Annotated in this window: 24 protein-coding genes; 21 read left to right on the plus strand and 3 right to left on the minus strand. The window is 64.1% G+C overall.

Features of this window, described 5'->3' with window-relative positions; translation table 11 throughout:
* Nucleotides 1-10 precede the first annotated feature (10 nt).
* From ACFY68_RS13015 to ACFY68_RS13050, 8 genes are all read left to right on the plus strand, one after another.
* Nucleotides 11-2,224, plus strand: a complete 2,214-nt coding sequence (locus ACFY68_RS13015) for a chemotaxis protein CheA (RefSeq protein WP_387527681.1) — start codon at nt 11-13, stop codon at nt 2,222-2,224.
* A gap of 46 nt (nt 2,225-2,270) precedes the next feature.
* Nucleotides 2,271-3,410, plus strand: coding sequence for a chemotaxis response regulator protein-glutamate methylesterase (locus tag ACFY68_RS13020; protein WP_387527684.1), 1,140 nt, complete (start codon nt 2,271-2,273; stop codon nt 3,408-3,410).
* On the plus strand, nt 3,410-4,150 hold the full coding sequence (locus ACFY68_RS13025) for a flagellar motor protein (RefSeq protein ID WP_346614004.1): 741 nt from the start codon (nt 3,410-3,412) through the stop codon (nt 4,148-4,150). Before ACFY68_RS13020 ends, ACFY68_RS13025 begins: the two co-directional genes overlap by 1 nt.
* A 3-nt stretch (nt 4,151-4,153) precedes the next feature.
* On the plus strand, nt 4,154-5,011 hold the full coding sequence (gene motD / locus ACFY68_RS13030; RefSeq protein ID WP_387527687.1) for a flagellar motor protein MotD: 858 nt from the start codon (nt 4,154-4,156) through the stop codon (nt 5,009-5,011).
* 148 nt (nt 5,012-5,159) lie between these two features.
* Entirely contained in the window at nt 5,160-5,951 is a 792-nt protein-coding gene (locus tag ACFY68_RS13035; RefSeq protein ID WP_387527690.1) for a ParA family protein, read from the plus strand.
* Entirely contained in the window at nt 5,948-6,817 is an 870-nt protein-coding gene (locus ACFY68_RS13040) for a CheW domain-containing protein (RefSeq protein ID WP_387527693.1), read from the plus strand. Before ACFY68_RS13035 ends, ACFY68_RS13040 begins: the two co-directional genes overlap by 4 nt.
* A gap of 42 nt (nt 6,818-6,859) precedes the next feature.
* Nucleotides 6,860-7,339 (plus strand): chemotaxis protein CheW, encoded by a 480-nt coding sequence (locus tag ACFY68_RS13045; protein WP_003254393.1) that lies wholly within the window; start codon nt 6,860-6,862, stop codon nt 7,337-7,339.
* A gap of 1 nt (nt 7,340) precedes the next feature.
* Nucleotides 7,341-7,736, plus strand: coding sequence for a DUF2802 domain-containing protein (locus ACFY68_RS13050; RefSeq protein ID WP_387527703.1), 396 nt, complete (start codon nt 7,341-7,343; stop codon nt 7,734-7,736).
* A 361-nt stretch (nt 7,737-8,097) separates the two neighbouring features.
* On the opposite strand, the gene ACFY68_RS13055 is transcribed toward ACFY68_RS13050, so the two are convergent.
* From ACFY68_RS13055 to ACFY68_RS13065, 3 genes are all read right to left on the minus strand, one after another.
* On the minus strand, nt 8,098-10,848 hold the full coding sequence (locus tag ACFY68_RS13055; RefSeq protein WP_387527706.1) for a dermonecrotic toxin domain-containing protein: 2,751 nt from the start codon (nt 10,846-10,848) through the stop codon (nt 8,098-8,100).
* 100 nt (nt 10,849-10,948) lie between these two features.
* Nucleotides 10,949-11,233 carry an EscU/YscU/HrcU family type III secretion system export apparatus switch protein gene (locus ACFY68_RS13060; protein ID WP_387527709.1) on the minus strand — a complete coding sequence of 95 codons (285 nt, stop codon included), beginning with the start codon at nt 11,231-11,233 and terminating at the stop codon, nt 10,949-10,951.
* Complete coding sequence (locus ACFY68_RS13065) at nt 11,230-12,771, minus strand: flagellar hook-length control protein FliK (RefSeq protein ID WP_387527711.1); 1,542 nt, start codon at nt 12,769-12,771, stop codon at nt 11,230-11,232. The genes ACFY68_RS13060 and ACFY68_RS13065 overlap by 4 nt, the downstream gene beginning before the upstream one ends.
* Before the next feature lie 132 nt (nt 12,772-12,903).
* Here ACFY68_RS13065 and ccmA point away from each other — a divergent pair, with 132 nt between their 5' ends.
* From ccmA to ACFY68_RS13130, 13 genes are all read left to right on the plus strand, one after another.
* On the plus strand, nt 12,904-13,536 hold the full coding sequence (gene ccmA / locus ACFY68_RS13070; protein WP_387527714.1) for a cytochrome c biogenesis heme-transporting ATPase CcmA: 633 nt from the start codon (nt 12,904-12,906) through the stop codon (nt 13,534-13,536).
* Nucleotides 13,524-14,201, plus strand: coding sequence for a heme exporter protein CcmB (gene ccmB, locus ACFY68_RS13075; protein WP_371263234.1), 678 nt, complete (start codon nt 13,524-13,526; stop codon nt 14,199-14,201). Before ccmA ends, ccmB begins: the two co-directional genes overlap by 13 nt.
* A 46-nt stretch (nt 14,202-14,247) precedes the next feature.
* Entirely contained in the window at nt 14,248-15,012 is a 765-nt protein-coding gene (locus tag ACFY68_RS13080; RefSeq protein WP_387527718.1) for a heme ABC transporter permease, read from the plus strand.
* On the plus strand, nt 15,012-15,188 hold the full coding sequence (gene ccmD, locus ACFY68_RS13085; protein WP_346614015.1) for a heme exporter protein CcmD: 177 nt from the start codon (nt 15,012-15,014) through the stop codon (nt 15,186-15,188). The genes ACFY68_RS13080 and ccmD overlap by 1 nt, the downstream gene beginning before the upstream one ends.
* Entirely contained in the window at nt 15,185-15,640 is a 456-nt protein-coding gene (gene ccmE, locus ACFY68_RS13090) for a cytochrome c maturation protein CcmE (protein WP_346614016.1), read from the plus strand. Before ccmD ends, ccmE begins: the two co-directional genes overlap by 4 nt.
* On the plus strand, nt 15,637-17,625 hold the full coding sequence (locus ACFY68_RS13095) for a heme lyase CcmF/NrfE family subunit (RefSeq protein WP_387527722.1): 1,989 nt from the start codon (nt 15,637-15,639) through the stop codon (nt 17,623-17,625). Before ccmE ends, ACFY68_RS13095 begins: the two co-directional genes overlap by 4 nt.
* On the plus strand, nt 17,622-18,158 hold the full coding sequence (locus ACFY68_RS13100; protein WP_387527725.1) for a DsbE family thiol:disulfide interchange protein: 537 nt from the start codon (nt 17,622-17,624) through the stop codon (nt 18,156-18,158). Before ACFY68_RS13095 ends, ACFY68_RS13100 begins: the two co-directional genes overlap by 4 nt.
* The gene (locus ACFY68_RS13105; protein ID WP_346614019.1) at nt 18,155-18,631 is read left to right on the plus strand and encodes a cytochrome c-type biogenesis protein; all 477 of its coding nucleotides are present in this window, start codon (nt 18,155-18,157) and stop codon (nt 18,629-18,631) included. The genes ACFY68_RS13100 and ACFY68_RS13105 overlap by 4 nt, the downstream gene beginning before the upstream one ends.
* Nucleotides 18,624-19,814, plus strand: a complete 1,191-nt coding sequence (gene ccmI, locus ACFY68_RS13110; RefSeq protein ID WP_387527728.1) for a c-type cytochrome biogenesis protein CcmI — start codon at nt 18,624-18,626, stop codon at nt 19,812-19,814. Before ACFY68_RS13105 ends, ccmI begins: the two co-directional genes overlap by 8 nt.
* A gap of 12 nt (nt 19,815-19,826) precedes the next feature.
* On the plus strand, nt 19,827-20,249 hold the full coding sequence (locus tag ACFY68_RS13115; protein ID WP_387527731.1) for a hypothetical protein: 423 nt from the start codon (nt 19,827-19,829) through the stop codon (nt 20,247-20,249).
* A gap of 377 nt (nt 20,250-20,626) precedes the next feature.
* Entirely contained in the window at nt 20,627-21,565 is a 939-nt protein-coding gene (locus ACFY68_RS13120) for a 2-hydroxyacid dehydrogenase (RefSeq protein ID WP_387527734.1), read from the plus strand.
* 102 nt (nt 21,566-21,667) lie between these two features.
* A complete protein-coding gene (locus ACFY68_RS13125; protein WP_387527737.1) occupies nt 21,668-22,075 on the plus strand; it encodes a GFA family protein in 408 nt (135 codons plus the stop codon).
* A gap of 73 nt (nt 22,076-22,148) precedes the next feature.
* Nucleotides 22,149-22,487 carry an FKBP-type peptidyl-prolyl cis-trans isomerase gene (locus ACFY68_RS13130; RefSeq protein WP_387527740.1) on the plus strand — a complete coding sequence of 113 codons (339 nt, stop codon included), beginning with the start codon at nt 22,149-22,151 and terminating at the stop codon, nt 22,485-22,487.
* Nucleotides 22,488-22,508: the final 21 nt, after the last annotated feature.

Below are 22,508 nucleotides of genomic sequence, written 5' to 3' on the forward strand. Positions count from 1 at the left end.
AGCACCTTTGATGAGCTTCGGCGCCGATGAAGAAATCCTTCAGGATTTCCTGGTAGAAGCCGGCGAAATACTTGAGCAACTGTCCGAGCAACTGGTCGAGCTGGAAAGCCGGCCCGACGATGCCGACCTGCTCAATGCCATTTTTCGCGGTTTCCACACTGTAAAAGGGGGCGCCGGCTTCCTCCAGCTCAACGAGCTGGTGGAGTGCTGCCATATCGCCGAGAACGTATTCGACATCCTGCGCAAAGGTGAGCGCCGGGTTGACGCCGAACTGATGGACGTGGTGCTCGAAGCACTGGACACGGTCAACAGCATGTTCGGCCAGGTGCGCGAACGCAGCGAAGTGACCCCGGCCACGCCTGAGTTGCTGGCAGCCCTGGCGCGCCTGGCCGAGCCGGGCAGTGCCCAGGCCGCTGCGCCGGTGGTGGAGGCTGCACCTGTGCAGGCGCAGCCTGCCGCCGAAGCGGATATCACCGATACCGAATTCGAACAGCTGCTCGACTCGCTCGACGCCGTCAAGGCCGAAGCCGCCGCTGCAGAACAGCAGCTGCAGGGCGAAACCCTGACCGGCGCCGGCGATGAGATCACCGACGCCGAGTTCGAGTCGTTGCTCGACCAATTGCATGGCAAAGGCCAGTTCTCGCCCGAGGTCGTCGCCAGCGAGCCGGTGGTGGTCACTGCCAGCGCCCCGGCAAGTGACGAGATCACCGACGAAGAATTCGAGTCGCTGCTCGACCAGCTGCATGGCAAAGGCACGTTCCAGGCCGATGCGTTGCCGGCCGCCAGCGCAGCGGTGGCAAGCGATGCGCCGGCGGCTGCCAGCAGCGAAGAAATCAGCGAGCACGAGTTCGAAGCGCTGCTCGATCAGTTGCACGGCAAAGGCAAGTTCTCCGGCGACACCGTCGCCGCCGAGGCGCCAGCTGCCGTTGTTGCCCCTGTGGCTGCCAAGCCGCAAAGCCAGCCCGTTGCCAAACCGGCACCTGCCGCTGCAGCCAAGCCCGCCGCACCCGCCCGTGCCCCGGCACCGGCGGCCGAGAAGCATGCGGTCAGCGAAGCGGAAACCACGGTACGCGTCGACACCGCGCGCCTGGACGAGATCATGAACATGGTCGGCGAACTGGTGCTGGTGCGTAACCGCCTGGTGCGCCTGGGCCTGAACAGCGGCGACGAGGCCATGTCCAAGGCCGTGTCGAACCTCGACGTGGTCACTGCCGACCTGCAGACCGCGGTGATGAAAACCCGCATGCAGCCGATCAAGAAAGTCTTCGGCCGCTTCCCGCGCCTGGTTCGTGACCTGGCTCGCCAGCTCAAGAAAGAGATCAACCTGGAGCTGGTCGGTGAAGAAACCGACCTGGACAAGAACCTGGTCGAGGCCCTGGCCGACCCGCTGGTGCACCTGGTGCGCAACGCGGTCGACCACGGTATCGAAATGCCTGACGAGCGTGAAGCCTCGGGCAAGGCGCGCACTGGCCGTGTGGTGCTGTCGGCCGAGCAGGAAGGCGATCACATCCTGTTGTCGATCTCGGACGACGGCAAGGGCATGGACCCGAACATCCTGCGTGCCAAGGCCGTGGAAAAGGGCCTGATGGACAAGGACGCCGCCGAGCGCCTGAGCGAGTCGGACTGCTACAACCTGATCTTTGCCCCAGGCTTCTCGACCAAAACGGAAATTTCCGACGTGTCCGGCCGTGGTGTCGGCATGGACGTGGTGAAGACCAAGATTTCCCAGCTCAACGGCTCGATCAACATCTTCTCGGCCAAGGGCCAGGGTTCGAAGATCGTCATCAAGGTGCCGTTGACCCTGGCGATCATGCCGACCCTGATGGTGATGCTGGGCAACCAGGCGTTCGCCTTCCCGCTGGTCAACGTCAACGAGATCTTCCACCTCGACCTGTCGCGCACCAACGTGGTCGACGGCCAGGAAGTGGTGATCGTGCGCGACAAGGCGCTGCCGCTGTTCTACCTCAAGCGCTGGCTGGTCCAGGGCCAGGTGCATGAAGAACAGCGCGAGGGCCATGTGGTGATCCTCTCGGTCGGTACCCAGCGTATCGGCTTCGTGGTCGACCAACTGGTGGGCCAGGAGGAGGTGGTGATCAAGCCGCTGGGCAAGATGCTGCAGGGCACCCCGGGCATGTCCGGCGCCACCATCACCGGTGACGGTCGCATTGCGCTGATCCTCGACGTACCGAGCATGCTCAAGCGTTACGCGGCGCGGCGTATTTGATTTCGGTGGCGCGCCCTGGCGGGCTGCGCCACCTAATGGAGTGTTTATGGCAGTCAAGGTCCTGGTGGTGGATGATTCCGGTTTCTTCCGCCGCCGCGTCTCGGAAATCCTCTCGGCGGACCCGACGATCCAGGTCGTGGGTACCGCGACCAACGGCAGGGAAGCGATCGACCAGGCACTGGCGCTCAAACCTGATGTCATCACCATGGACTACGAAATGCCCATGATGGATGGCATCACCGCCGTGCGGCACATCATGCAGCGCTGCCCGACGCCGGTGTTGATGTTCTCCTCGCTGACCCACGAAGGCGCCCGGGTAACCCTCGACGCGCTGGATGCCGGTGCGGTGGATTACCTGCCGAAGAACTTCGAAGACATTTCGCGCAACCCGGACAAGGTCAAGCAGATGCTGTGCGAAAAGGTGCATACCATTTCGCGCAGTAACCGCCGCTTTGGCGGTTACGCAAGCCCCGCGCCGGTCACCGCGCCAGCCTCGGCCAGCGTAGCCCACGCCCCGGCCAGCAGCCTTGCCAGCCACGCCCCGGCGCGTGCGGCAGCGCCAGCCCGTGCAACGGCCGCGGCACCTGCACACGCGCCAACGCATTCGCCAGCGCCCAAGCGCAAGCCCTACAAGCTGGTGGCCATCGGTACGTCCACCGGCGGCCCGGTCGCCCTGCAACGGGTGCTGACGCAGCTGCCGGGCAACTTCCCGGCGCCGATCGTGCTCATCCAGCACATGCCGGCGGCGTTCACCAAGGCATTTGCCGAGCGCCTCGACAAACTGTGCAGGATCAGCGTCAAGGAAGCCGAGGATGGAGACGTGTTGCGCCCGGGCCTGGCCCTGTTGGCGCCTGGCGGCAAGCAGATGATGATCGATGGGCGTGGCACGGTGAAGATCCTGCCCGGTGACGAGCGCCTGAACTACAAGCCGTGCGTGGACATCACCTTCGGCTCGGCGGCCAAGTCGTACGGCGACAAGGTACTGTCGGTAGTGCTCACCGGCATGGGTGCCGACGGCCGTGAAGGTGCGCGCCTGCTCAAGCAAGGTGGCAGCACCGTGTGGGCCCAGGATGAAGCCAGCTGCGTGATCTATGGCATGCCCATGGCCATCGTCAAAGCCAACCTGGCCGATGCGGTGTACAGCCTGGATGAAATTGGCAAGCACCTGGTCGAGGCCTGCGTCTGATGGATGTTTTGAGCCTTATTGGCCTGATTCTGGCGTTCGTTGCCATTGTCGGCGGCAACTTCCTCGAAGGCGGGCACGTCGGTGCGCTGCTCAATGGCCCGGCGGCGTTGATCGTGCTTGGCGGTACCCTTGCAGCGGCGCTGTTGCAGTCGCCGCTGGCGTCGTTCAAGCGTGCCTTGCAGATCTTGCGCTGGATCATCTTCCCGCCGCGGGTCGACCTGGCTGGCGGCATCGACCGGGTGGTGAACTGGAGCCTGACGGCACGCAAGGAGGGCCTGCTGGGCTTGGAGGGCGTGGCGGATGCCGAGCCCGACCCTTACGCGCGCAAGGGCTTGCAGTTGCTGGTCGATGGCGCCGAGCCCGAATCGATCCGCAGCATCCTGGAGGTGGATTTCCTCACCCAGGAAGGCCGCGATATCCAGGCAGCCAAAGTGTTCGAAAGCATGGGCGGCTACGCGCCGACCATCGGTATCATCGGTGCGGTCATGGGCCTGATCCATGTGATGGGCAACCTGGCCGACCCTTCTCAGCTGGGTAACGGCATTGCCGTGGCCTTCGTTGCCACCATCTACGGCGTAGCCAGCGCCAACCTGATCCTGCTGCCCGTCGCCAACAAGCTCAAGGCCATCGTCATACGCCAGTCGCGCTACCGCGAGATGCTGCTTGAGGGTTTGTTGTCGATTGCCGAGGGTGAAAACCCGCGCTCGATCGAGCTGAAGCTGCAAGGCTTCATGGAGTAACCCATGCGTCGCCGTCGTCATACCGAGGAACACGAAAACCACGAGCGCTGGCTGGTGTCGTACGCCGACTTCATCACCTTGCTGTTCGCCTTTTTCGTGGTCATGTATTCGATTTCTTCGATCAACGAGGGCAAGTACAAGGTCATCTCGCAAGCGCTGCTGGGGGTGTTCAACGACCCTGAGCGGAGCATGAAGCCGATCCCCATTGGCGATGAGCAGCCGCTTAGCGTCAGGCCGGCCGAGCCGTTGATCAAGGACAGCGAACAGATTGATGCGGGCCTTGCGCAGAACAGCGTCGACCCACTGAAAACCATCAGCGACGACGTGCGCGATGCGTTTGGCGACTTGATCAAGTCCGACCAGATGACCGTGCGCGGCAACGAGCTGTGGGTTGAGATCGAGCTCAACTCGTCGTTGCTGTTCGGCAGCGGTGATGCCATGCCCAGCGACAAGGCGTTCGACATCATCGAAAAGGTCGCGAACATCCTCAAGCCGTTCGCCAACCCGGTGCACGTTGAGGGCTTTACCGACAACCTGCCGATCCGCACGGCGCAGTACCCGACCAACTGGGAGTTGTCGTCGGCGCGTGCAGCGAGCATCGTGCGCCTGCTGGCGATGGAGGGGGTGAACCCCGGGCGCATGGCGTCGGTAGGTTATGGCGAATATCAGCCGGTGGCCAGCAACGACACGGCCGAGGGCCGTGCGCGCAACCGCCGAGTGGTGCTGGTGATATCCCGCAACCTCGAAGTGCGCCGCAGTTTGACCGGTTCCGGCACGGCCAACGCCACCCCGGACGCCGCCTTGCGCCGTGCTGGCACACAAAGTGCACCGGCAACGCCAGTAACGACGGCGGGGCAGTGACTCGTCAATTCTCTGTCGCCCCATACCCTGTGGGAGCCGGCTTGCCGGCGATGCAGGCAACGCGGTGTGTGGCACCGGCTCTGCCGGTGATCGCCGGCAAGCCGGCTCCCACAAGGGGTCGCGGCATCAATGAATCAAGAGTTGTCCTATGAGAGTCTGGGCAGTAGCCAATCAAAAAGGCGGGGTCGGCAAGACCACCACCACCATCGCCCTGGCCGGCCTGCTGGCTGAGGCGGGCAAGCGCGTGGTGGTCGTCGACCTCGACCCCCACGGCTCGATGACCAGCTATTTCGGGCACAACCCCGATGCCCTGGAGCACAGCTGCTACGACTTGTTCCTGCACAAGGGCCAGGTGCCTGACGGCCTGCCCGGGCAACTGCTGCTGCCTACCAGCCACGAGCGCATCTCGCTGCTGCCGTCGAGCACCGCACTGGCGGTGCTCGAGCGTCAGTCGCCCGGGCAGAGTGGCCTGGGCCTGGTGGTCGCCAAGAGTCTGGCGCAATTGTGGCAGGACTTCGACTTTGCCCTGATCGACAGCCCGCCGCTGCTCGGCGTGCTGATGGTCAATGCCCTGGCCGCCAGCCAGCAGTTGGTTATCCCGGTGCAGACCGAGTTCCTGGCGGTCAAGGGCCTGGAGCGGATGATTGGCACGCTGGCCATGATCAACCGTTCGCGCAAGCAGGCCTTGCCGTACCAGATCGTGCCGACCCTGTTCGACCGCCGTACCCAGGCCTCGCTGGGCACCCTCAAGGTGCTGCGCGATACCTATGAGCAGCAGGTGTGGCAGGGCTATATCCCGGTCGACACACGCTTGCGCGATGCCAGCCGCAACGGCGTCACGCCGTCACAATTCGATGGCAAGAGCCGCGGTGTGATCGCCTACCGGGCGCTGCTCAAGCACTTGCTCACCTACAAGACTGCCGTGCAGGTGGCGTCATGACCGTGAAAACCGGCACCCGGCCGCAACTGGCGCTGCAATCGTATCTCGATGGCCTGCTGCAGGAAGCCACCGAGGCTGAGGACCTACTTGACCTGCCCGCCGCGAGCGACGAGTTTGCCGCCGCCGTGCGCGAGGAGCAGGCCCGCGATGTACGCCAGCAGGCCCCTGTTGCCAGCAGCGTTGCGAAGCCTTTTGCCGAACCGCAGCTGAAGGTTCTGCCAACGGTGTTGCCTGTCGAAGAGCCGGTGGTGGCGGTGGTCGAGGCCGAGGTGGTGGCCGAAGCCAGCATCCCTGTCCTGACTGAGGTCCAGGCCCCTGAACCCGTCGCGCCGCTGGTCGAAGTGCACCTGCCTGCGCCGGATGTGCCGGCACCGCCTGCCACGCTCGACGGTCGACCGGCCTGGGCTGCCGAGCCGTTCGAGTGCCTGCTGTTCGACGTAGCCGGGCTGACCCTGGCGGTGCCGCTGGTGTGCCTGGGGTCCATCTACAGCCTGGAAGGCCAGGAACTGACACCGCTGTTCGGCCAGCCCGACTGGTTTCTCGGCATCCTAACCTGCCAGGCGGGCAACCTGAAGGTACTGGACACCGCACGCTGGGTGATGCCCGACCGCTACCGCGACGATTTTCGCCAGGGCCTGCATTACGTGATTTCCGTCCAGGGCTACGAATGGGGGCTGGCGGTGCACCAGGTCAGCCGCTCGCTGCGCCTGGACCCGTCCGAGATCAAGTGGCGCAGCCAGCGTGGCCAGCGCCCGTGGTTGGCCGGCACGGTGATCGAACACATGTGTGCGCTGCTGGACGTCGCCGAACTGGCCGAGCTGATCGCCAGTGGCGCAGTCAAACAGCTGCATGCCAAACACAAATAACTGCGAACACACCGCCATTGGCGGATTTTGAGGGCTAGGGGAATGAAAAAGTCGTCTGCACAGGGTTCTGAAGATCCGATCCTGCAGTGGGTAACCTTCCGGCTGGACAATGAGTCCTACGGCATCAATGTGATGCAGGTGCAGGAAGTGCTGCGTTACACCGAGATCGCCCCGGTACCGGGCGCGCCAAGCTATGTGTTGGGCATCATCAACCTGCGTGGCAATGTGGTGACGGTGATCGATACCCGTCAGCGCTTCGGCCTGATGCCCACCGAGGTGACCGACAACACCCGTATCGTCATCATCGAGGCCGACAAGCAAGTGGTCGGCATCCTGGTCGACAGCGTGGCCGAGGTGGTCTACCTGCGCCAGTCGGAGATCGAGACTGCGCCAAACGTGGGTAACGAAGAATCTGCCAAGTTCATCCAGGGCGTGTGCAACAAGAACGGCGAGCTGCTGATCCTGGTCGAGCTGGACAAGATGATGACCGAGGAAGAGTGGTCCGAACTGGAGAACATCTGAGTTGATTTTCGAGGTTGCTGTCATCTTCCTGGCGCTGCTGTGGGCGCTGAGCCTGTGGTTTTTCCTCAACTACAGCAAGCGCCAGCGCGAGCTGGCTGCCCAGCAGGCCCAGGGTGATGCGCTGCGTGACCAGCGCATCAAGGACCTGGCCAAGCGCCTGGATGACTACCAGAACGGTACCGTGCGCATGGGCGAAGCCATCCACGCGTTGCGCACCGAGGTGGCCACTGTGCCCGACCGGCTGGAGCGCCTGGAGCAACGTGACCCGAGCGATGTCACCTTCAGCCAGGCAGCCAAGCTGGTGGGCATGGGTGCAAGCATTTCCGAACTGACCGAAACCTGCGGGCTGACCCAGGCCGAGGCGGAGCTGATGAGCAAGCTGCACCGGGCTCCTTGACGGCGGTTGGCAAGTAACTGCGTCAGCAGGGTCGTCGTCTGTTTAGTCGAGTGACGCCTGCGCGGCGCTCGACCTGAACAGCGCTGTGAGACCTGCTCAGTGGCCTTGCGCATTGCCCGCATGGGCCACCTGTTCGAGCGGCAGCAGGCGCTGTTCTGGTAAACGGAGTAGTCATCGAGGTCGTCGAACAGTCCGCCCTTGGACAATCCCTCACCCAGGGTGCTGTCGTGCCCACGCGCTTATTGCAGCGCCAGCTTGACGATCAGGGCGGGGCACACGGCTGAGCAGGGACGTGACATGACGTTTGCCTGCCTGGCCAATCACGGGCGAAGGGGTGGGGGGAAGCTTTACGAACGGCATCTCAGTTGTTCACCCACGAGTGGTTGCCGCCGACCTTGGCAAAACGGTTCAGGGGCAGCAGCTTTTTCAGCGCTGCGTTGGCCTGTGCAACGTCGATGAAGCGGTAGCTATTGATACGCGGCATGGTGTGCAGGTTGATGATCTGGCGCAGGGTACGCAGACCCGGCAGGTGGCGGTCGACCACCTCGGTGACCAGCGCCGGGCCGGTGAGATAGCTGAGTTTGCTGGCATAGCGGTAGAAACCAGCCGGGTCCTGCGCCAGGCTCGGTCGGCTGTCGTAGAAGTCTGCGGCGGTCTGATAGCGTGCGAGCATTTCCTCGGAAATGGCCTCGAGCACGGGGTTGCCTGGGTGGCTGCCGATGAGGCTGGTGTTGTACAGGCAGTTCATGCTCATTTTCTCGTTGGACATGGGCGGTGCCAGCAGCAGGCCATTGGGCGCGGTGCGCAGCTCGACCTGATCGATCGATTCGCCGGGCGCCCCTACCGGCTGTCCATCGATGATCTCGCGGTGCTCCCCGGCTGCCAGCAACGAGTCGTCGACATCCATATACAACCCGCCTTCGTGATGCAGCATCGGGTAACGCAGAACATCGGATGCCGAGGCGTAGTTGGTCGCAATGCCGCCGTTGCCATCCAGTGCTGCCTCGTATTGCGCGTGATAGCGGCTCTGGCGAAACGCTCGGAAAAATGCTTGTTCCTCAAGTGGAAGCACCTGCAGGCCGGGCGCCCTGGCTGCCAGCAGGCTTGTGTTTTGTTCATAGGCTGTAGGTGAGGCCTTCGACAGGAACAGCCTTAGGCTGTATTCACTGTCGCTGAGGCGCTCGGCGTTGGCGGCAAGGTTGGCCAGTAATGGTTCGCTGATGACGTTGTTGCCGACCCACAGGCTGGATATCCGTTTGGGAATTGGCACGCTGTCTGGCGCTAGTGTCGGGATATGCACAGGCAGCGGCAAATCGATACCCAAAGCACGCAGGCTGCGGGTGCGCATGGTGTTGGTCACTGGGCGGGGTGTGTCGAGCGCGACCAGGTCGCGGCTGTGGGGGACTGCGATGAATGCTGGCGGGTTGACTTCGTTCAGGTCGTCCTTGCGAATGAATGCATCCCGCTCCAGGTCGTAGACCATGCGCGCGTTGTAGGTCTGGATGCTGGCGTCGAGGGTATCGAATTCGCCATCGTAGCGCGGTACACGTACCACCGCCCCGGCAATTGCCGGGTCGCCTTCGGCAAGGGGCGCGATGGGGTCGTGGTTGTGAAAATAGACCGCTCCCTCTGGCTCTGGAAGCCGCGGTGGTCTGGTCGGGCTCAACGGATAGCCGAACTGCCCGTTGACCTCGCGTGGCATGACAAAGCCGTCACTTTTGAATTCGAACAGGGCCTTGATGCTTGCCGTACCCTCCATCGCCAGCGGTGCGGCGTTGAACAGCCCCCAGGCAATGTTGCCAACACCATCCTGCTTGGCTTTCAGGCTACGGCCATTGATCACCTGGTCCAGGCCCAGGCCCAGCTGGGCAATGCCCCCGATCGCCAGCAGCGGTGCGAGCCCTGGAACTACCAGGCACAGGGGTGCCAGCAGGTTGAGGGTATTGGTGAGGTAGCCACGCCATTTGCCCTTGGTTACCTGGCTATCGGTGGTAATGACAAAGTCTGCATCGTCGTAACTGCGCTGGCGCTGGCGTTCGGTCAAGGCCGCGAACATATCCCCGGTCAGTTTGGGGTTGTATTTGCCAGGTTTGTAGTTGACATAGGTTCTGGGTGCCCAGACGCCATCATCGTTGAAAAAGCCATGTTCAGGCGGCAGTCGGTGACGGTTTGGATAATCGCCAAGGCCCTCTAGGGCGGTGTCCAGACCACTGAAATCGAGGCCTGGGGGACGGTCGGCGAGCCTGAAGTGCTGCTTGAGTGCGTCGCGCCGGGTAGGGTCTTTGCACTGATCGCCCACCCAGTCCTTGAGTAGGTTCTCGCTTTCGAATTCGAGCAAAGGCGAGCTGTTACCTGGCATGTACAGCAGGGTCAGATCGCTGCGAGGGTCGTTGATGTACAACAGGTCGGTGGCCGCATAGCCATAGATGTTCAGCGTGCTTACCCGTACTTTGCGGCGTCGCGGCATCAGGCCAGCGGCTCGCCATGCCAGTTTCCTGGCGGCATCGCTCAGGCGTCCCTGGCTGACTTGGGCGTTGCAGGCGGCGATGAAATTCAGCTTGCTGGCTAAGCGGTGATTGCTCAGGTGCTGTTGCCAGTAAGTGTCGAGCATGGTTTTGAACGGGCCGTGAAAATCCAATACCTCTATGAAATGCTGGAAGGCTTCAGCCGGTACCTGAACGTGGGTCGAAGCATCGTAACGAGCAGGGTGCGACCGCTGGAACAAGCCGTTGTACACTTCGAAGGCGGCGCCCTGATGGCCGAAGCCCAGCGCTGGCAGGCGATCGACCAGCTTCAAGGGCCCCTGGGGAAAAGCTCCCGCCCAGGGGCTGGCAAACAGCGCGCCGATCAGGTTGTTGTCGGACTCCCCTTGCCAGTTGCCCAGCAGCGCCTGGGTCATGCTCTGGGTCTGCTGGACCTCTGCCAGATACCCTTGCTCATCCGGCCGGTAGTGCAGGGTGACCACATCGACCAGGTCCGGGTCGATGTTCACACCTTGCCCGGCAAGCCACGCGCGGATCATGCGGTTGGCTTCGCGGTCCGGGCGCGGGATATTGGCCAGATGGTCTACGACGAACTGCACACCCTTGGCGTTGATTCTACTGTCGATCATGCGGGTCACCTTGTACGTGGGGGGCTGACAAGGTTGAGCGCGGGGGAGGGAGCGGGGTGGTACATGTTTCTAGGCGTGAAGATGCTGCGACAGGCCCCTATCAGCCTTCACCCTCGAAGCCGGCGGGTACCTTGCCGCGCAGGTGCCAGGCAAAGGCAATGATCTCGGCAATGGTGAGGTACAGTGCCTCGGGTATTTGATCGCCCAGCTCCAACCGCGCCAGCAGGCTGACCAACTCGGCGTTCTCGTAGATCGGCACTTCGTGTTCGCGGGCAATCGCCAGGATTTCTTCTGCCAGCGCGTCGTCGCCCTTGGCACTGAGCGTGGGGGCCTGCTGGCCGTCGTAGCTCAGGGCAATGGCCTGGCGCGGTTGTTTGCTGCTCATGCGGTTTCGTCCACCCAGCGTTGTTCCACACGTGTGCGCGGCCCTTGTGGCGGGATGCCTGGGTGGCATTCCAGCTCGCCGACGTCCACGCCCCGGGCTAGCAGGCGGTCGCGCAGCGCGCCGAGTTGGCTGTCGATCAGGCGTGCGGTCTGCTCGCGTTCGGCCCACAGTTGGCCGGACAGCCTTCCCTGAAGCAATTGCGCCTGAACCTGCAGGGGGCCGAGCGGCGCCAGGTCGAAGGCTAGCTCGATACGCCAGAGTGCCTGCAGGGGGTCCTGTTGTTCACGTTGGCGATCAGCCTGCTGTTGTGGGGTTTCCTCGCGCTGCATCTTGACCTGCAGGGGGATGAACTCTTGGCCATGGCGCACCGGGATTTCGGTTTGCCAAGTGGTCTGCTGGTTGCCGTTATCCAGCGTGCCGGATTGTTGCAAGCTGCTCAGGGCGTGGCTCTGCAGGCGTGAAATGGCGGCGGCGGCCAGGCGCAGCAACTGTTGCAGGTCGCCTTCATGTTCCATTGCCTGCAGCAGCCTTGAGGGCAGGGGGAAACTGCCCGGTTGCTGCCGCGGGCTGACCCGGTCGAGCATGCCCAGGGCGCTACGGGCCATGGCCGGCAATGCCTGGGCCAGGGCCGCCGAAGCCAGTATAGGGCTGGCCGGGGCGTTCGCTTGCGCCTGTGCCACCAGCCTGACCAGTTGTGCCTTCAAATCGGTCGCCACACTGGCGCTGAGGCCACCGAGCAGTTTTGCTTCGAGGAAGGTGCCGCTGTTGCTCAAGGCCTGGGCAAGCGCCTTGCCATCGCCCAGTTGGCGGGCGTCCGGCAGGTTGGCCAGTAGCCGCTCGGCACTGGCGCGTAGTTCGCCATTGCCACTCGGGTCGCTGGCCATTTGCTGCAGGGCATTGAGCAAGCCCGGCAACGAGGCCTGTCGGCCTTGTTGGGTGAGCAATTGCTGGGCGATGTTGAGCTGGTCCTGGCGGCCGCTGAGTGGCACGAATTGCAGCGACTGGTCGCCTTGCACGCGCGCGCTGAGCAGGCTGCCCACCGGTAAGGGGCGCGGGCTGTCGATGGTCAGGATGGAACCGGCCTGGGCGCTGTTGAGCAAACTCACCAGGGCGCGGTAGCTGGCCGGGGCCAGCAGTTGGTTGGTCAGTACTTTGCCTTGCAACAGGGTGCCCACCGGCACCTTGCTGGTATCGAGCTGGGTGAGGGTGGTGATGTTGCTGGCATTGGCCTGCTGGACGATGACCGCCAGGCGGTTGCTTTCTGGCTGGCTGACGGTGAACTGGCTGCCTCGCGGGAAGGGTTGGCTGGCATTGGCCTGGAGCTGCGCCTGGTTGCCGTTGGCCAGCATCAGCCGCAGCACCAGCTGGAATTCATTGCCCGACTGGCGCAGCGTCAGCACTTCGGCTTGCGCCGTTTCACCCGGCTTGAGCAGCCCGGGTTGCGCTTGCGTCAGGTTCAGCAGGTCACCGGTCAGCGCGGCCTTGATTGCCTGCGGGTTGACCACGGTTTGTGCGCCGAGACTATTGATTTCAGTCATGATTGTATACAACCTGTCGAACCCGCCCCTTGGCAGCGCGGCCGTGCATGTAATAATGCCGCCCGTCCGCCACTGCCAGTATAACGGCAGCGCGTGGGGCGACTTGAGCCGTAAACTGGATAAGGCGAAACCGTGACCCTTCACCTCCAAGCCGCAGGCCTGGCCTGCGAGCGCGACTGGCGCCTGCTGTTCGAGCACCTCGATTTCGAGTTGCGCCCGGGCGACATGCTGCAGATCAGTGGCCCCAACGGCAGCGGCAAGACCAGCCTGCTGCGCCTGTTGGCCGGGCTGATGCAGCCGACCGCCGGGCAGATCCTGCTGGGCGGCAAGCCATTGGCCGAACAGCGGCATGCCTTGGCCAGCATCCTGCTGTGGATCGGCCATGCTGCGGGCATCAAGGACCTGCTCACCGCCGAGGAGAACCTGGCGTGGTTGTGCGCACTGCACCAGCCGGCCAGCACCGAGGTGATCTGGGCTGCGCTGGCGGCCGTCGGCCTGCGCGGTTTCGAAGACGTACCCTGCCATACCCTGTCTGCCGGCCAGCAGCGCCGGGTGGCATTGGCCCGGCTGTACCTGGACAGCCCGCCACTGTGGATTCTCGACGAGCCGTTCACGGCCCTCGACAAGCAGGGCGTGGCTCAGCTCGAAGCGCACCTGGCGGCCCATTGCGAGCAGGGCGGCACCGTGGTGCTGACCACCCATCACAGCCTCGAGCGCAAGCCTTCCGGCTACCGCGAATTGAACCTGGGGCAATGGGCGGCATGAGCGTATTCATTCTGTTGCTGCGCCGCGAAGCGCGGCTGTTGTTCCGCCGGCCGGCAGAGCTGGCTAACCCACTGGTGTTCTTCGCCATCGTGGTGGCGCTGTTCCCGCTGGCGGTTGGCCCGGAAAGCCAATTGTTGCAAACCTTGTCGCCAGGCTTGGTCTGGGTTGCGGCCCTGCTGGCCGTGCTGCTGTCGTTGGACGGGCTGTTCCGCAGCGATTTCGAGGATGGCTCCCTGGAGCAATGGGTGTTGTCACCGCACCCGCTGGCGATGCTGGTGCTGGCCAAGGTGCTGGCGCACTGGATCTTTTCCGGGCTGGCGCTGGTATTGTTGGCGCCACTGCTGGCATTGATGCTGGGGCTGCCGAGCCATTGCCTGCCGGTGTTGCTCGGCTCGCTGCTGCTGGGCACGCCGGTGCTGAGCCTGCTGGGCGCGGTCGGCGCGGCGTTGACGGTGGGCCTGAAGCGCGGTGGGTTGCTGCTGGCGTTGCTGATTCTGCCGTTGTATATCCCAGTGTTGATCCTGGGCAGTGGTGCGTTGCAGGCAGCGTTGCAGAATATGCCGGCCACCGGCCACCTGCTCTGGCTGGCCAGCCTCACGGCCCTGGCGGTCACACTGGCACCCTTTGCGATAGCGGCCGGCCTGAAGATCAGCGTCGGTGAATAACGAGTCCCGGGCTCTCAAGCCCGGCTAATACCCTGGATGTACCCTGATGAAAATTAGCTGGACGTGGTTCCACAAACTGGGCTCCCCCAAATGGTTCTATGCCATCAGCGGCCGCATGCTGCCGTGGCTGACCGTCTCCGCCATCCTGCTGCTGGCCACCGGGGTGGTCTGGGGCCTGGCGTTTGCCCCTGAGGATTACCAGCAGGGCAACAGTTTCCGCATCATCTATATCCATGTGCCGGCCGCCATGCTGGCGCAGTCCTGCTACGTGCTGCTGGCGGTCGCCGGGGTGGTGGGGCTGGTGTGGAAGATGAAGCTGGCCGATGTTGCCCTGCAGTGCGCTGCGCCCATTGGCGCCTGGATGACCGCCGTGGCGCTGGTCACCGGGGCCATCTGGGGCAAGCCGACCTGGGGCAGCTGGTGGGTGTGGGATGCGCGGCTGACGTCGATGTTGATCCTGCTGTTCCTGTACTTCGGCATCATCGCCCTGGGCCAGGCGATCAGTAACCGTGACAGCGCGGCCAAGGCCTGCGCGGTGCTGGCCATCGTCGGGGTGATCAACATTCCGATCATCAAGTATTCGGTTGAATGGTGGAACACCCTGCACCAGGGCGCCACCTTCACCCTGACCGAAAAGCCCGCCATGCCCGCCGAGATGTGGCTGCCGCTGCTGTGTACGGCGCTGGGCTTCTATTGCTTCTTCGGCGCCGTGCTACTGCTGCGCATGCGCCTTGAAGTGCTCAAGCGCGAGGCGCGCGCCAGCTGGGTCAGGGAAGAGGTGTTGAACAGCCTGGGTCGGAGGGCCGCGTGATGAGCTTTTCTTCATTCGGCGATTTTCTCGCCATGGGCCACCATGGCCTGTACGTCTGGTCGGCCTACGGGATCTGCCTGGCGGTGCTGGCGCTCAATGTCGCCGCGCCGCTGCTGGCCCGGCGTCGCTATCTGCAAGAAGAGGCGCGCCGTTTGCGCCGGGAGAACAACCAGTGAATCCGCAGCGCAAGAAACGCCTGTTCCTGATTCTCGGCCTGCTGGTCGGGGTCGCGGTTGCCGTCGGCTTTGCCTTGAGCGCCCTGCAACAGAATATCAACCTGTTCTATACCCCGACGCAGATCGCCAATGGCGAAGCGCCGCTGGACACGCGCATTCGCGCCGGTGGCATGGTGGAGAAGGGCTCGCTTGAGCGCTCGGCCGATTCGCTCGATGTGCGCTTCGTGGTCACCGACTTCAACAAGTCGGTGCCGATCACCTACCGCGGTATCCTCCCCGACCTGTTCCGCGAAGGGCAGGGCATTGTCGCGCTGGGCAAGCTCAATGCCGAGGGCGTGGTGGTGGCCGATGAAGTGCTGGCCAAGCACGATGAAAAATATATGCCGCCGGAAGTCACCAAGGCCCTGAAGGAAAGCGGCCAGGCGGCCACCGGTACGGAGGCCAAGCCATGAACGCGGCGCTGGTAATCCCTGAACTCGGCCAGTTGGCGATGATCCTGGCCATCTGCTTTGCCGTGGTTCAGGCCACGGTGCCGTTGCTCGGCGCCTGGCGTGGCGACAGCCTGTGGATGAGCCTGGCTCGCCCGGCAGCCTGGGGGCAATTTGCCTTCCTGGCGTTTGCCTTCGCCTGCCTCACCCACGCCTTCATGACCGACAACTTCTCGGTCGCCTATGTGGCCAGCAACTCCAACAGCGCCTTGCCCTGGTACTACAAGTTCAGCGCCGTGTGGGGCGCGCACGAGGGGTCGTTGCTGCTCTGGGCGTTGATCCTGGGTGGCTGGACCTTCGCCGTCTCGGTGTTCTCGCGCCAGTTGCCGCAAGTGATGCTGGCGCGGGTGCTGGCGGTGATGGGCATGATCAGCGTAGGGTTCCTGAGCTTTCTGATCATCACCTCCAACCCCTTTCAGCGCCTGTTGCCGCAGGTGCCAACCGATGGCCGCGACCTCAACCCGTTGCTGCAGGACTTTGGCCTGATCGTCCACCCGCCGATGCTGTACATGGGCTACGTGGGTTTTTCCGTCGCCTTCGCCTTCGCCATCGCCGCCTTGCTGGGCGGGCGCCTGGACGCGGCCTGGGCCCGCTGGTCGCGGCCGTGGACCATCGTCGCCTGGGCGTTTCTCGGCGTGGGCATCACCCTGGGCTCCTGGTGGGCCTATTACGAGCTGGGCTGGGGCGGCTGGTGGTTCTGGGACCCGGTGGAAAATGCCTCGTTCATGCCCTGGCTGGTGGGCACGGCGCTGATCCACTCGCTGGCGGTGACGGAAAAGCGCGGCGTGTTCAAGAGCTGGACCGTGCTGCTGGCGATTGCCGCGTTCTCGTTGAGCCTGCTGGGCACCTTCCTGGTTCGCTCCGGCGTGCTGACCTCGGTGCATGCGTTTGCCGCCGACCCGTCTCGCGGCGTGTTCATCTTGATCTTCCTGCTGTTCGTGGTCGGCGGTTCGCTGACCCTGTTCGCCCTGCGCGCCCCGGTGGTGAAAAGCCAGGTCGGCTTTGCCCTGTGGTCGCGCGAAACGCTGCTGCTGGCCAACAACCTGGTGCTGGTGGTGGCGGCCTCGATGATCCTGCTCGGCACCCTCTACCCCTTGGTGCTCGATGCCCTCACCGGGGCCAAGCTGTCGGTGGGGCCGCCGTATTTCGACGCGCTGTTCCTGCCGCTGATGGCGCTGCTGATGATCGTGCTCGGCGTGGGTGTGGTGGTACGCTGGAAGGACACCCCCGGCAAGTGGCTGGCCAGCATGCTGACCCCGGTGCTGATCGGCAGCGCCGTGCTGGCGCCCGTGGCAGGCTTCATCGTCGATGACTTCGACTGGCCGACCCTGACCGCCTTCGCCTTGGCGGCCTGGGTGGTGCTCAGCGGGCTGCGCGACGTGCTCGACAAAACCCGCCACAAGGGCCTGGCCAAGGGCGTGCGTGGCCTCACGCGCAGTTACTGGGGCATGCAGCTGGCGCACCTGGGCCTGGCGGTGTGCGCCCTGGGCGTGGTGCTGTCGAGCAACAACAGTGCCGAGCGTGACCTGCGCCTGGCGCCGGGCGAAAGCGTAGAGCTGGGTGGTTACCAGTTCCTGTTCCAGGGGGCCAAGCACTTCGAAGGCCCGAACTTCATCTCCGACAAGGGCACCGTTGTAGTCAGCCGTGACGGCCGTGAAGTGACCACGCTGCACCCTGAAAAACGCCTGTACACCGTGCAGCAGTCGATGATGACCGAGGCGGGCATCGATGCCGGCTTCACCCGTGACCTGTACGTCGCCCTTGGCGAGCCGCTGGAAAACGGCGCCTGGGCCGTACGTGTGCATATCAAGCCTTACGTCCGCTGGATCTGGCTGGGTGGTCTGCTGACCGGCCTGGGCGGTTTGCTGGCGGCCTTCGACCGGCGCTACCGCGTCAAGGTCAAGACCCGGGTGCGTGATGTCCTGGGCGTGTCTGGAGCAGCTGCATGAAGCGTTGGATCATGGTGGTGCCACTGGCAGTATTCCTGCTGATGGCGGTTTTCCTCTACAAAGGGCTGTTTCTCAAGCCGGATGAGTTGCCGTCGGCAATGATCGGCAAGCCGTTCCCGGCGTTCTCCCTGGCCTCGACTCAAGGTGATCGCAACCTGACCCAGGCCGACCTCATCGGCCGCCCGGCGCTGGTCAACGTATGGGCCACCTGGTGCCCGTCGTGCAAGGTCGAGCACCCATACCTGAATCAACTGGCCCAGCAGGGCGTGGTGATCCATGGCATCAACTACAAGGACGACAACGCCGCCGCCGTGAAATGGCTGGCCGAGTTCCACAACCCGTACCAGCTGGACATCCGCGACGAGCAGGGCAGCCTGGGCCTGGACCTGGGGGTATACGGTGCGCCAGAAACTTTCCTGATCGACGCCAAGGGCATCATCCGCTACAAGCACGTTGGCATCGTCGATGCGACGGTGTGGCGCGAGCAGTTGGCGCCGCTGTATCAGGGCCTGGTGGACGAGGCCAAGCCATGAAGCGCTGGCTTGCTGCCGCCGTTCTCGGCTTGAGTGTGGCTGGCATGGCCAGGGCGGCCATCGATACCTACCAGTTCCGCGACGACGCCGAGCGCGAGCGCTATCAGCAACTGACCAAGGAACTGCGCTGCCCCAAATGCCAGAACCAGGACATCGCCGATTCCAACGCGCCGATAGCCGCCGACCTGCGCCGCGAGATCTTCCGCATGCTCGGCGAAGGCAAGAGCAACCAGCAGATCGTCGACTTCATGGTCGACCGCTATGGCGACTTCGTGCGCTACAAGCCGGCGCTCAGTGGGCGTACCTGGTTGCTCTGGTTCGGCCCGGGCATCCTGCTGGTGGGTGGCTTCGTGGCGCTGGCGGTCATTGTCCGTCGGCGTCGCGTGCCGGCTGCCCAAGGCTCGCATGAGCTGTCCGTCGAAGAACGCGAGCGTCTCGCCAAACTGCTGGATAAAGAACAGAACCATGACTGAATTCTGGCTAAGCGCGGGCCTCTTGTTGCTCGCCGCCCTCGGTTTTCTGCTGATCCCGATCCTGCGTGGCCGTAGCCGCCAGCAGGAAGAAGACCGCACCGCATTGAACGTTGCCCTGTATCAGGAGCGTGTCGCCGAACTCGCGGCCCAGCAGGCCGCTGGTGTACTGGACGCAACGCAACTGGCCAACGGCCGCGACGAAGCTGCGCGTGAGCTGCTGGCCGACACCGAGGGTGCCGAGGCGCCGCGCCAGGGCCACCTGGGCAAGGTGCTGCCCCTGTTGGCCGCGGTGCTGGTGCCAGCCGTGGCGCTTGGCTTGTACCTGCACTTTGGCGCCGCCGACAAGGTCGAGCTGACGCAGGAGTTCGCCGCAGCGCCCAAGTCGATGGAGGAAATGACCACGCGCCTGGAGCGCGCCGTCCAGGCCCAGCCGGACTCCGCCGAAGGCCTGTACTTCCTTGGTCGCGCCTACATGGCCGAGCAGCGCCCTGCAGATGCCGCCAAGGCCTACGAGCGCGCCGTGGCCTTGGCCGGCCGCCAGCCAGAGTTGCTGGGCCAGTGGGCCCAGGCTCAGTACTTTGCCGCCAACAAGCAATGGAGCCCGCAGGTGCAGGCGCTGACCGACGAGGCGCTCAAGGCCGACCCGAACGAAGTCACCAGCCTCGGCCTGCGTGGCATCGCCGCATTCGAGGGCGGGCGTTATCAGGAGGCTATCGATTACTGGAAGCGCCTGCTGGCGCAACTGCCTGAAGGCGATGCCTCGCGGGCAGCGCTGCAAGGCGGTATCGACCGCGCGGCTGAGCGCCTGGGCAGCACCGGTGCCAAGCCTTCGGTAGCGGTGGCTGCGCGCTTGAAAGTGCGGGTTGAACTGGCAGCCGCCTTGAAGGACAAGGTCAAACCCGACGACACCGTGTTCATCTTCGCCCGTGCCAGCAACGGCCCGCCCATGCCACTGGCGGCCAAGCGAGTGACCGTGGCGCAGTTGCCACTGGAAGTCGAGTTGTCCGACGCCGATGCGATGATGCCGCAGATGAAACTGTCCGACTTTGCTGAAGTCCAACTGGTTGCACGCGTATCGCGGGCGGGCCAGCCCACCCATGGCGAGTGGATCGGCCAGGGCGCACCGCTGGCCAACACTACCCAGGCCCTTCAGCACCTGACCATCGACAGCCCCGACCAGTAAGAGAACACTGCCATGCGAAACGCCGTCCGCCTGACCCTGATCACCCTGGCCTTGGGTTTGTCCGCGTGTACGGTGCGTGAGCCGTACGAGCAGCCGGCACCGCCGATCGAGACGGTGCCGCCGCACAAGGGGCCGGTGGTCAGGCCGTTGCCGGGCAGCCAGCCTTCCACCCAGCCGAGCAAGCCTGCGGCGATCCCCAAACCGATGCCGCGCACGTCTGCCAGCTTTGCCCCGCCACCGGGCGGGGCCAGCCACTGGGACCCCAAGCTGGGTGTGTATGTGCTGGAGAAAAAGCCCAACACCTTCTACCGGCAGCGCACCTATTACCGCTATGAAAACAGCGGCTGGAGCTGGTCGCTGAGCCCGGATGGCCCGTGGCAGGAAACCGACAGCAGTGGAGTGCCGGGCGGGCTTGGGCGGGCGTTCGCGCAGTAAACGTGTGGGCTTGTAAGTGCTCGTCGATGATTATGTGTCGCCCCTGAGATCGAGCGCCGCCCGCGCGGCGCATCGCGGCTAAAGCCGCTCCTACATTTGTTGCAACGTGCCATGGCCTGATAGGCCATAGTTGTCAGCCTTGTTGGCATGACGCCATATTTTGGCTGGCGCTGCCGCCGCTTCACTTGTCTTCAGTCCTGCGCCAAGGCGAACAGCCATGGCCTGACTGGAACGGCACGTTGCAACAAATGTGGGAGCGGGCTTGACCCGCGAAGCGCCGCGCGGGCGGCGCTGGATCTCAAGGGCCACACAAAAACATCGGCAAGCGCTCACAGACTCCCCATAATGCCCCTTCGAATTCGAGCCGGAGGGTGAGCATGAGGAAAACAGTCCTGGTACTGGTGGAGACCGTCGACGATTACCTGCCGCTGCTGGAACAGGCCGGCTACCGCCTGATACGCGCCCCGTCCCCGCAACTGCGCGCCGACGCCATCCAGCGCCACGCCGCCGAAATCGATGCCGTGCTCACTCGCGGCCCATTGGGCCTGACCGCTGCCGAAATCGAAGCCTTGCCCAAGCTGCAGATCATCTGCGTGATCGGCGCCGGTTACGAACAAGTAGACCTGGCCTCTGCCGCTGGCCGCGGCATCACCGTTACCAATGGCGCCGGCGCCAATGCCGCCGCTGTGGCTGACCACACCCTGGCCATGCTGCTGGCGCTGCTGCGCGACATCCCGCGTGCCGATGCCAGCACACGGCGGGGCAAGTGGAACCGGGTGATCAGCCCCTCTGTGAGCGGCAAACGGCTCGGCATTCTCGGCCTGGGCGCAGTGGGCCTGGCCATTGCCAAACGTGGCAATCTCGGCTTCGACATGACCGTCAGTTACCACAGCCGCACACCACGCCAGGACGTGCCCTACGCCTGGTACGAGAGCCCTGTGCAACTGGCTGGCGCCGTCGACATCCTGGTTGTGGCCACCCCTGGCGGTGCCAATACGCGTCATCTGGTCGATGCGCAGGTGCTGCAAGCGTTGGGCACCGAGGGCTACCTGGTGAATATCGCCCGTGCCAGCGTGGTGGACACCCAGGCGCTGGTCGAAGCACTGCAGCGTGGCCAACTGGCTGGCGCTGCACTGGACGTGTTCGATGACGAACCGGCCGTCCCCGATGCCCTCAAGGCCCTCGACAACACCGTGCTCACGCCCCATGTCGCCGGCCAGTCGCCGGAGGCTGCGCGTGACACGGTCGCCCTGGTGCTGCGTAACCTGCAGGCCTTTTTTGCCGGCGAGCCGGTGCTCACCCCGGTCAAATCGTAACCCTCGCTTTCGATCCAGGCCGGCGCTGGCCCGCCGGGGCTGCGAGCCGTTATGCGGGGGCGATCTATACTTGCCCTCCCAGCCAACGCGAGGAGCCCCACCATGACCTTGGAAAAGCACGGCAGTTGCCTCTGCGGCGACACCCGGATGCACGTCACTGTCGACAATACCCGCATCTGTGCCTGCCATTGCAGCATGTGCCGCAAATGGACCGGTGGGCCGTTGCTGGTCGTCCATTGCAGCCAGCCGCCGCAGGTCGAGGGACGCACGCCCAGCGTCTATGACTCCTCTGATTGGGCCCAGCGCGGCTTCTGCGGGCGCTGCGGTACTCACCTTTATTACCGGCTCAAGGCCAATGACGCCTATGCGGTGCCGGTGGGCCTGCTCGACGGCGATGATGCCTGGGATTTCGACTTGCAGATCTTCGTCGAACAGAAACCCGCTTGGTACTGCTTCGCCAACCAGACCACCGAGCTGACCGGGGAGCAAGCGTTCGAGCAGCTGGGTTGAGCGGCGCCTGCTTGCCAAACACGTGGATTGCTGAGAAAAGGGCGGCCTTGAATTTCACCGTTGGAGGATGCCCATGAGCAGCGAACTGCAGATCACCGACCTCGTCGAAGGCGAGGGTAAAGCCGCCGTCAAAGGTGCCCTCATCACCACCCAGTACACCGGCTGGCTGGCCGATGGCAGCGAGTTCGATTCATCCTGGTCGCGCGGCAAACCCTTTCAGTGCGTGATCGGCACCGGCCGCGTGATCAAGGGCTGGGACCAGGGCCTGATGGGGATGCGCGTGGGTGGCAAGCGCAAACTGCAGGTGCCAGCGCACCTGGGCTATGGCGTGCGCAGCGTGGGGGCGATACCGCCGAATTCGGACCTGACGTTCGAGATCGAGCTGCTGGAAGTGCTGACGCGGGATGATTGAGTAGTCCACTTCCTGCGCAAG

This window comes from Pseudomonas sp. NPDC012596, from assembly GCF_042902325.1.
Classification (GTDB): domain Bacteria; phylum Pseudomonadota; class Gammaproteobacteria; order Pseudomonadales; family Pseudomonadaceae; genus Aquipseudomonas.

Bases quoted from the DNA above. Each gene is read 5' to 3' on its own strand.
- ACFY68_RS13015 (WP_387527681.1), top strand. From the start codon at position 11: ATGAGCTTCGGCGCCGATGAAGAAATCCTTCAGGATTTCCTGGTAGAA.
- ACFY68_RS13020 (WP_387527684.1), top strand. From the start codon at position 2,271: ATGGCAGTCAAGGTCCTGGTGGTGGATGATTCCGGTTTCTTCCGCCGC.
- ACFY68_RS13025 (WP_346614004.1), top strand. From the start codon at position 3,410: ATGGATGTTTTGAGCCTTATTGGCCTGATTCTGGCGTTCGTTGCCATT.
- motD (WP_387527687.1), top strand. From the start codon at position 4,154: ATGCGTCGCCGTCGTCATACCGAGGAACACGAAAACCACGAGCGCTGG.
- ACFY68_RS13035 (WP_387527690.1), top strand. From the start codon at position 5,160: ATGAGAGTCTGGGCAGTAGCCAATCAAAAAGGCGGGGTCGGCAAGACC.
- ACFY68_RS13040 (WP_387527693.1), top strand. From the start codon at position 5,948: ATGACCGTGAAAACCGGCACCCGGCCGCAACTGGCGCTGCAATCGTAT.
- ACFY68_RS13045 (WP_003254393.1), top strand. From the start codon at position 6,860: ATGAAAAAGTCGTCTGCACAGGGTTCTGAAGATCCGATCCTGCAGTGG.
- ACFY68_RS13055 (WP_387527706.1), bottom strand. From the start codon at position 10,848: ATGATCGACAGTAGAATCAACGCCAAGGGTGTGCAGTTCGTCGTAGAC.
- ACFY68_RS13060 (WP_387527709.1), bottom strand. From the start codon at position 11,233: ATGAGCAGCAAACAACCGCGCCAGGCCATTGCCCTGAGCTACGACGGC.
- ACFY68_RS13065 (WP_387527711.1), bottom strand. From the start codon at position 12,771: ATGACTGAAATCAATAGTCTCGGCGCACAAACCGTGGTCAACCCGCAG.
- ccmB (WP_371263234.1), top strand. From the start codon at position 13,524: ATGGGCGGCATGAGCGTATTCATTCTGTTGCTGCGCCGCGAAGCGCGG.
- ACFY68_RS13080 (WP_387527718.1), top strand. From the start codon at position 14,248: ATGAAAATTAGCTGGACGTGGTTCCACAAACTGGGCTCCCCCAAATGG.
- ccmD (WP_346614015.1), top strand. From the start codon at position 15,012: ATGAGCTTTTCTTCATTCGGCGATTTTCTCGCCATGGGCCACCATGGC.
- ACFY68_RS13095 (WP_387527722.1), top strand. From the start codon at position 15,637: ATGAACGCGGCGCTGGTAATCCCTGAACTCGGCCAGTTGGCGATGATC.
- ACFY68_RS13100 (WP_387527725.1), top strand. From the start codon at position 17,622: ATGAAGCGTTGGATCATGGTGGTGCCACTGGCAGTATTCCTGCTGATG.
- ACFY68_RS13105 (WP_346614019.1), top strand. From the start codon at position 18,155: ATGAAGCGCTGGCTTGCTGCCGCCGTTCTCGGCTTGAGTGTGGCTGGC.
- ccmI (WP_387527728.1), top strand. From the start codon at position 18,624: ATGACTGAATTCTGGCTAAGCGCGGGCCTCTTGTTGCTCGCCGCCCTC.
- ACFY68_RS13115 (WP_387527731.1), top strand. From the start codon at position 19,827: ATGCGAAACGCCGTCCGCCTGACCCTGATCACCCTGGCCTTGGGTTTG.
- ACFY68_RS13120 (WP_387527734.1), top strand. From the start codon at position 20,627: ATGAGGAAAACAGTCCTGGTACTGGTGGAGACCGTCGACGATTACCTG.
- ACFY68_RS13125 (WP_387527737.1), top strand. From the start codon at position 21,668: ATGACCTTGGAAAAGCACGGCAGTTGCCTCTGCGGCGACACCCGGATG.
- ACFY68_RS13130 (WP_387527740.1), top strand. From the start codon at position 22,149: ATGAGCAGCGAACTGCAGATCACCGACCTCGTCGAAGGCGAGGGTAAA.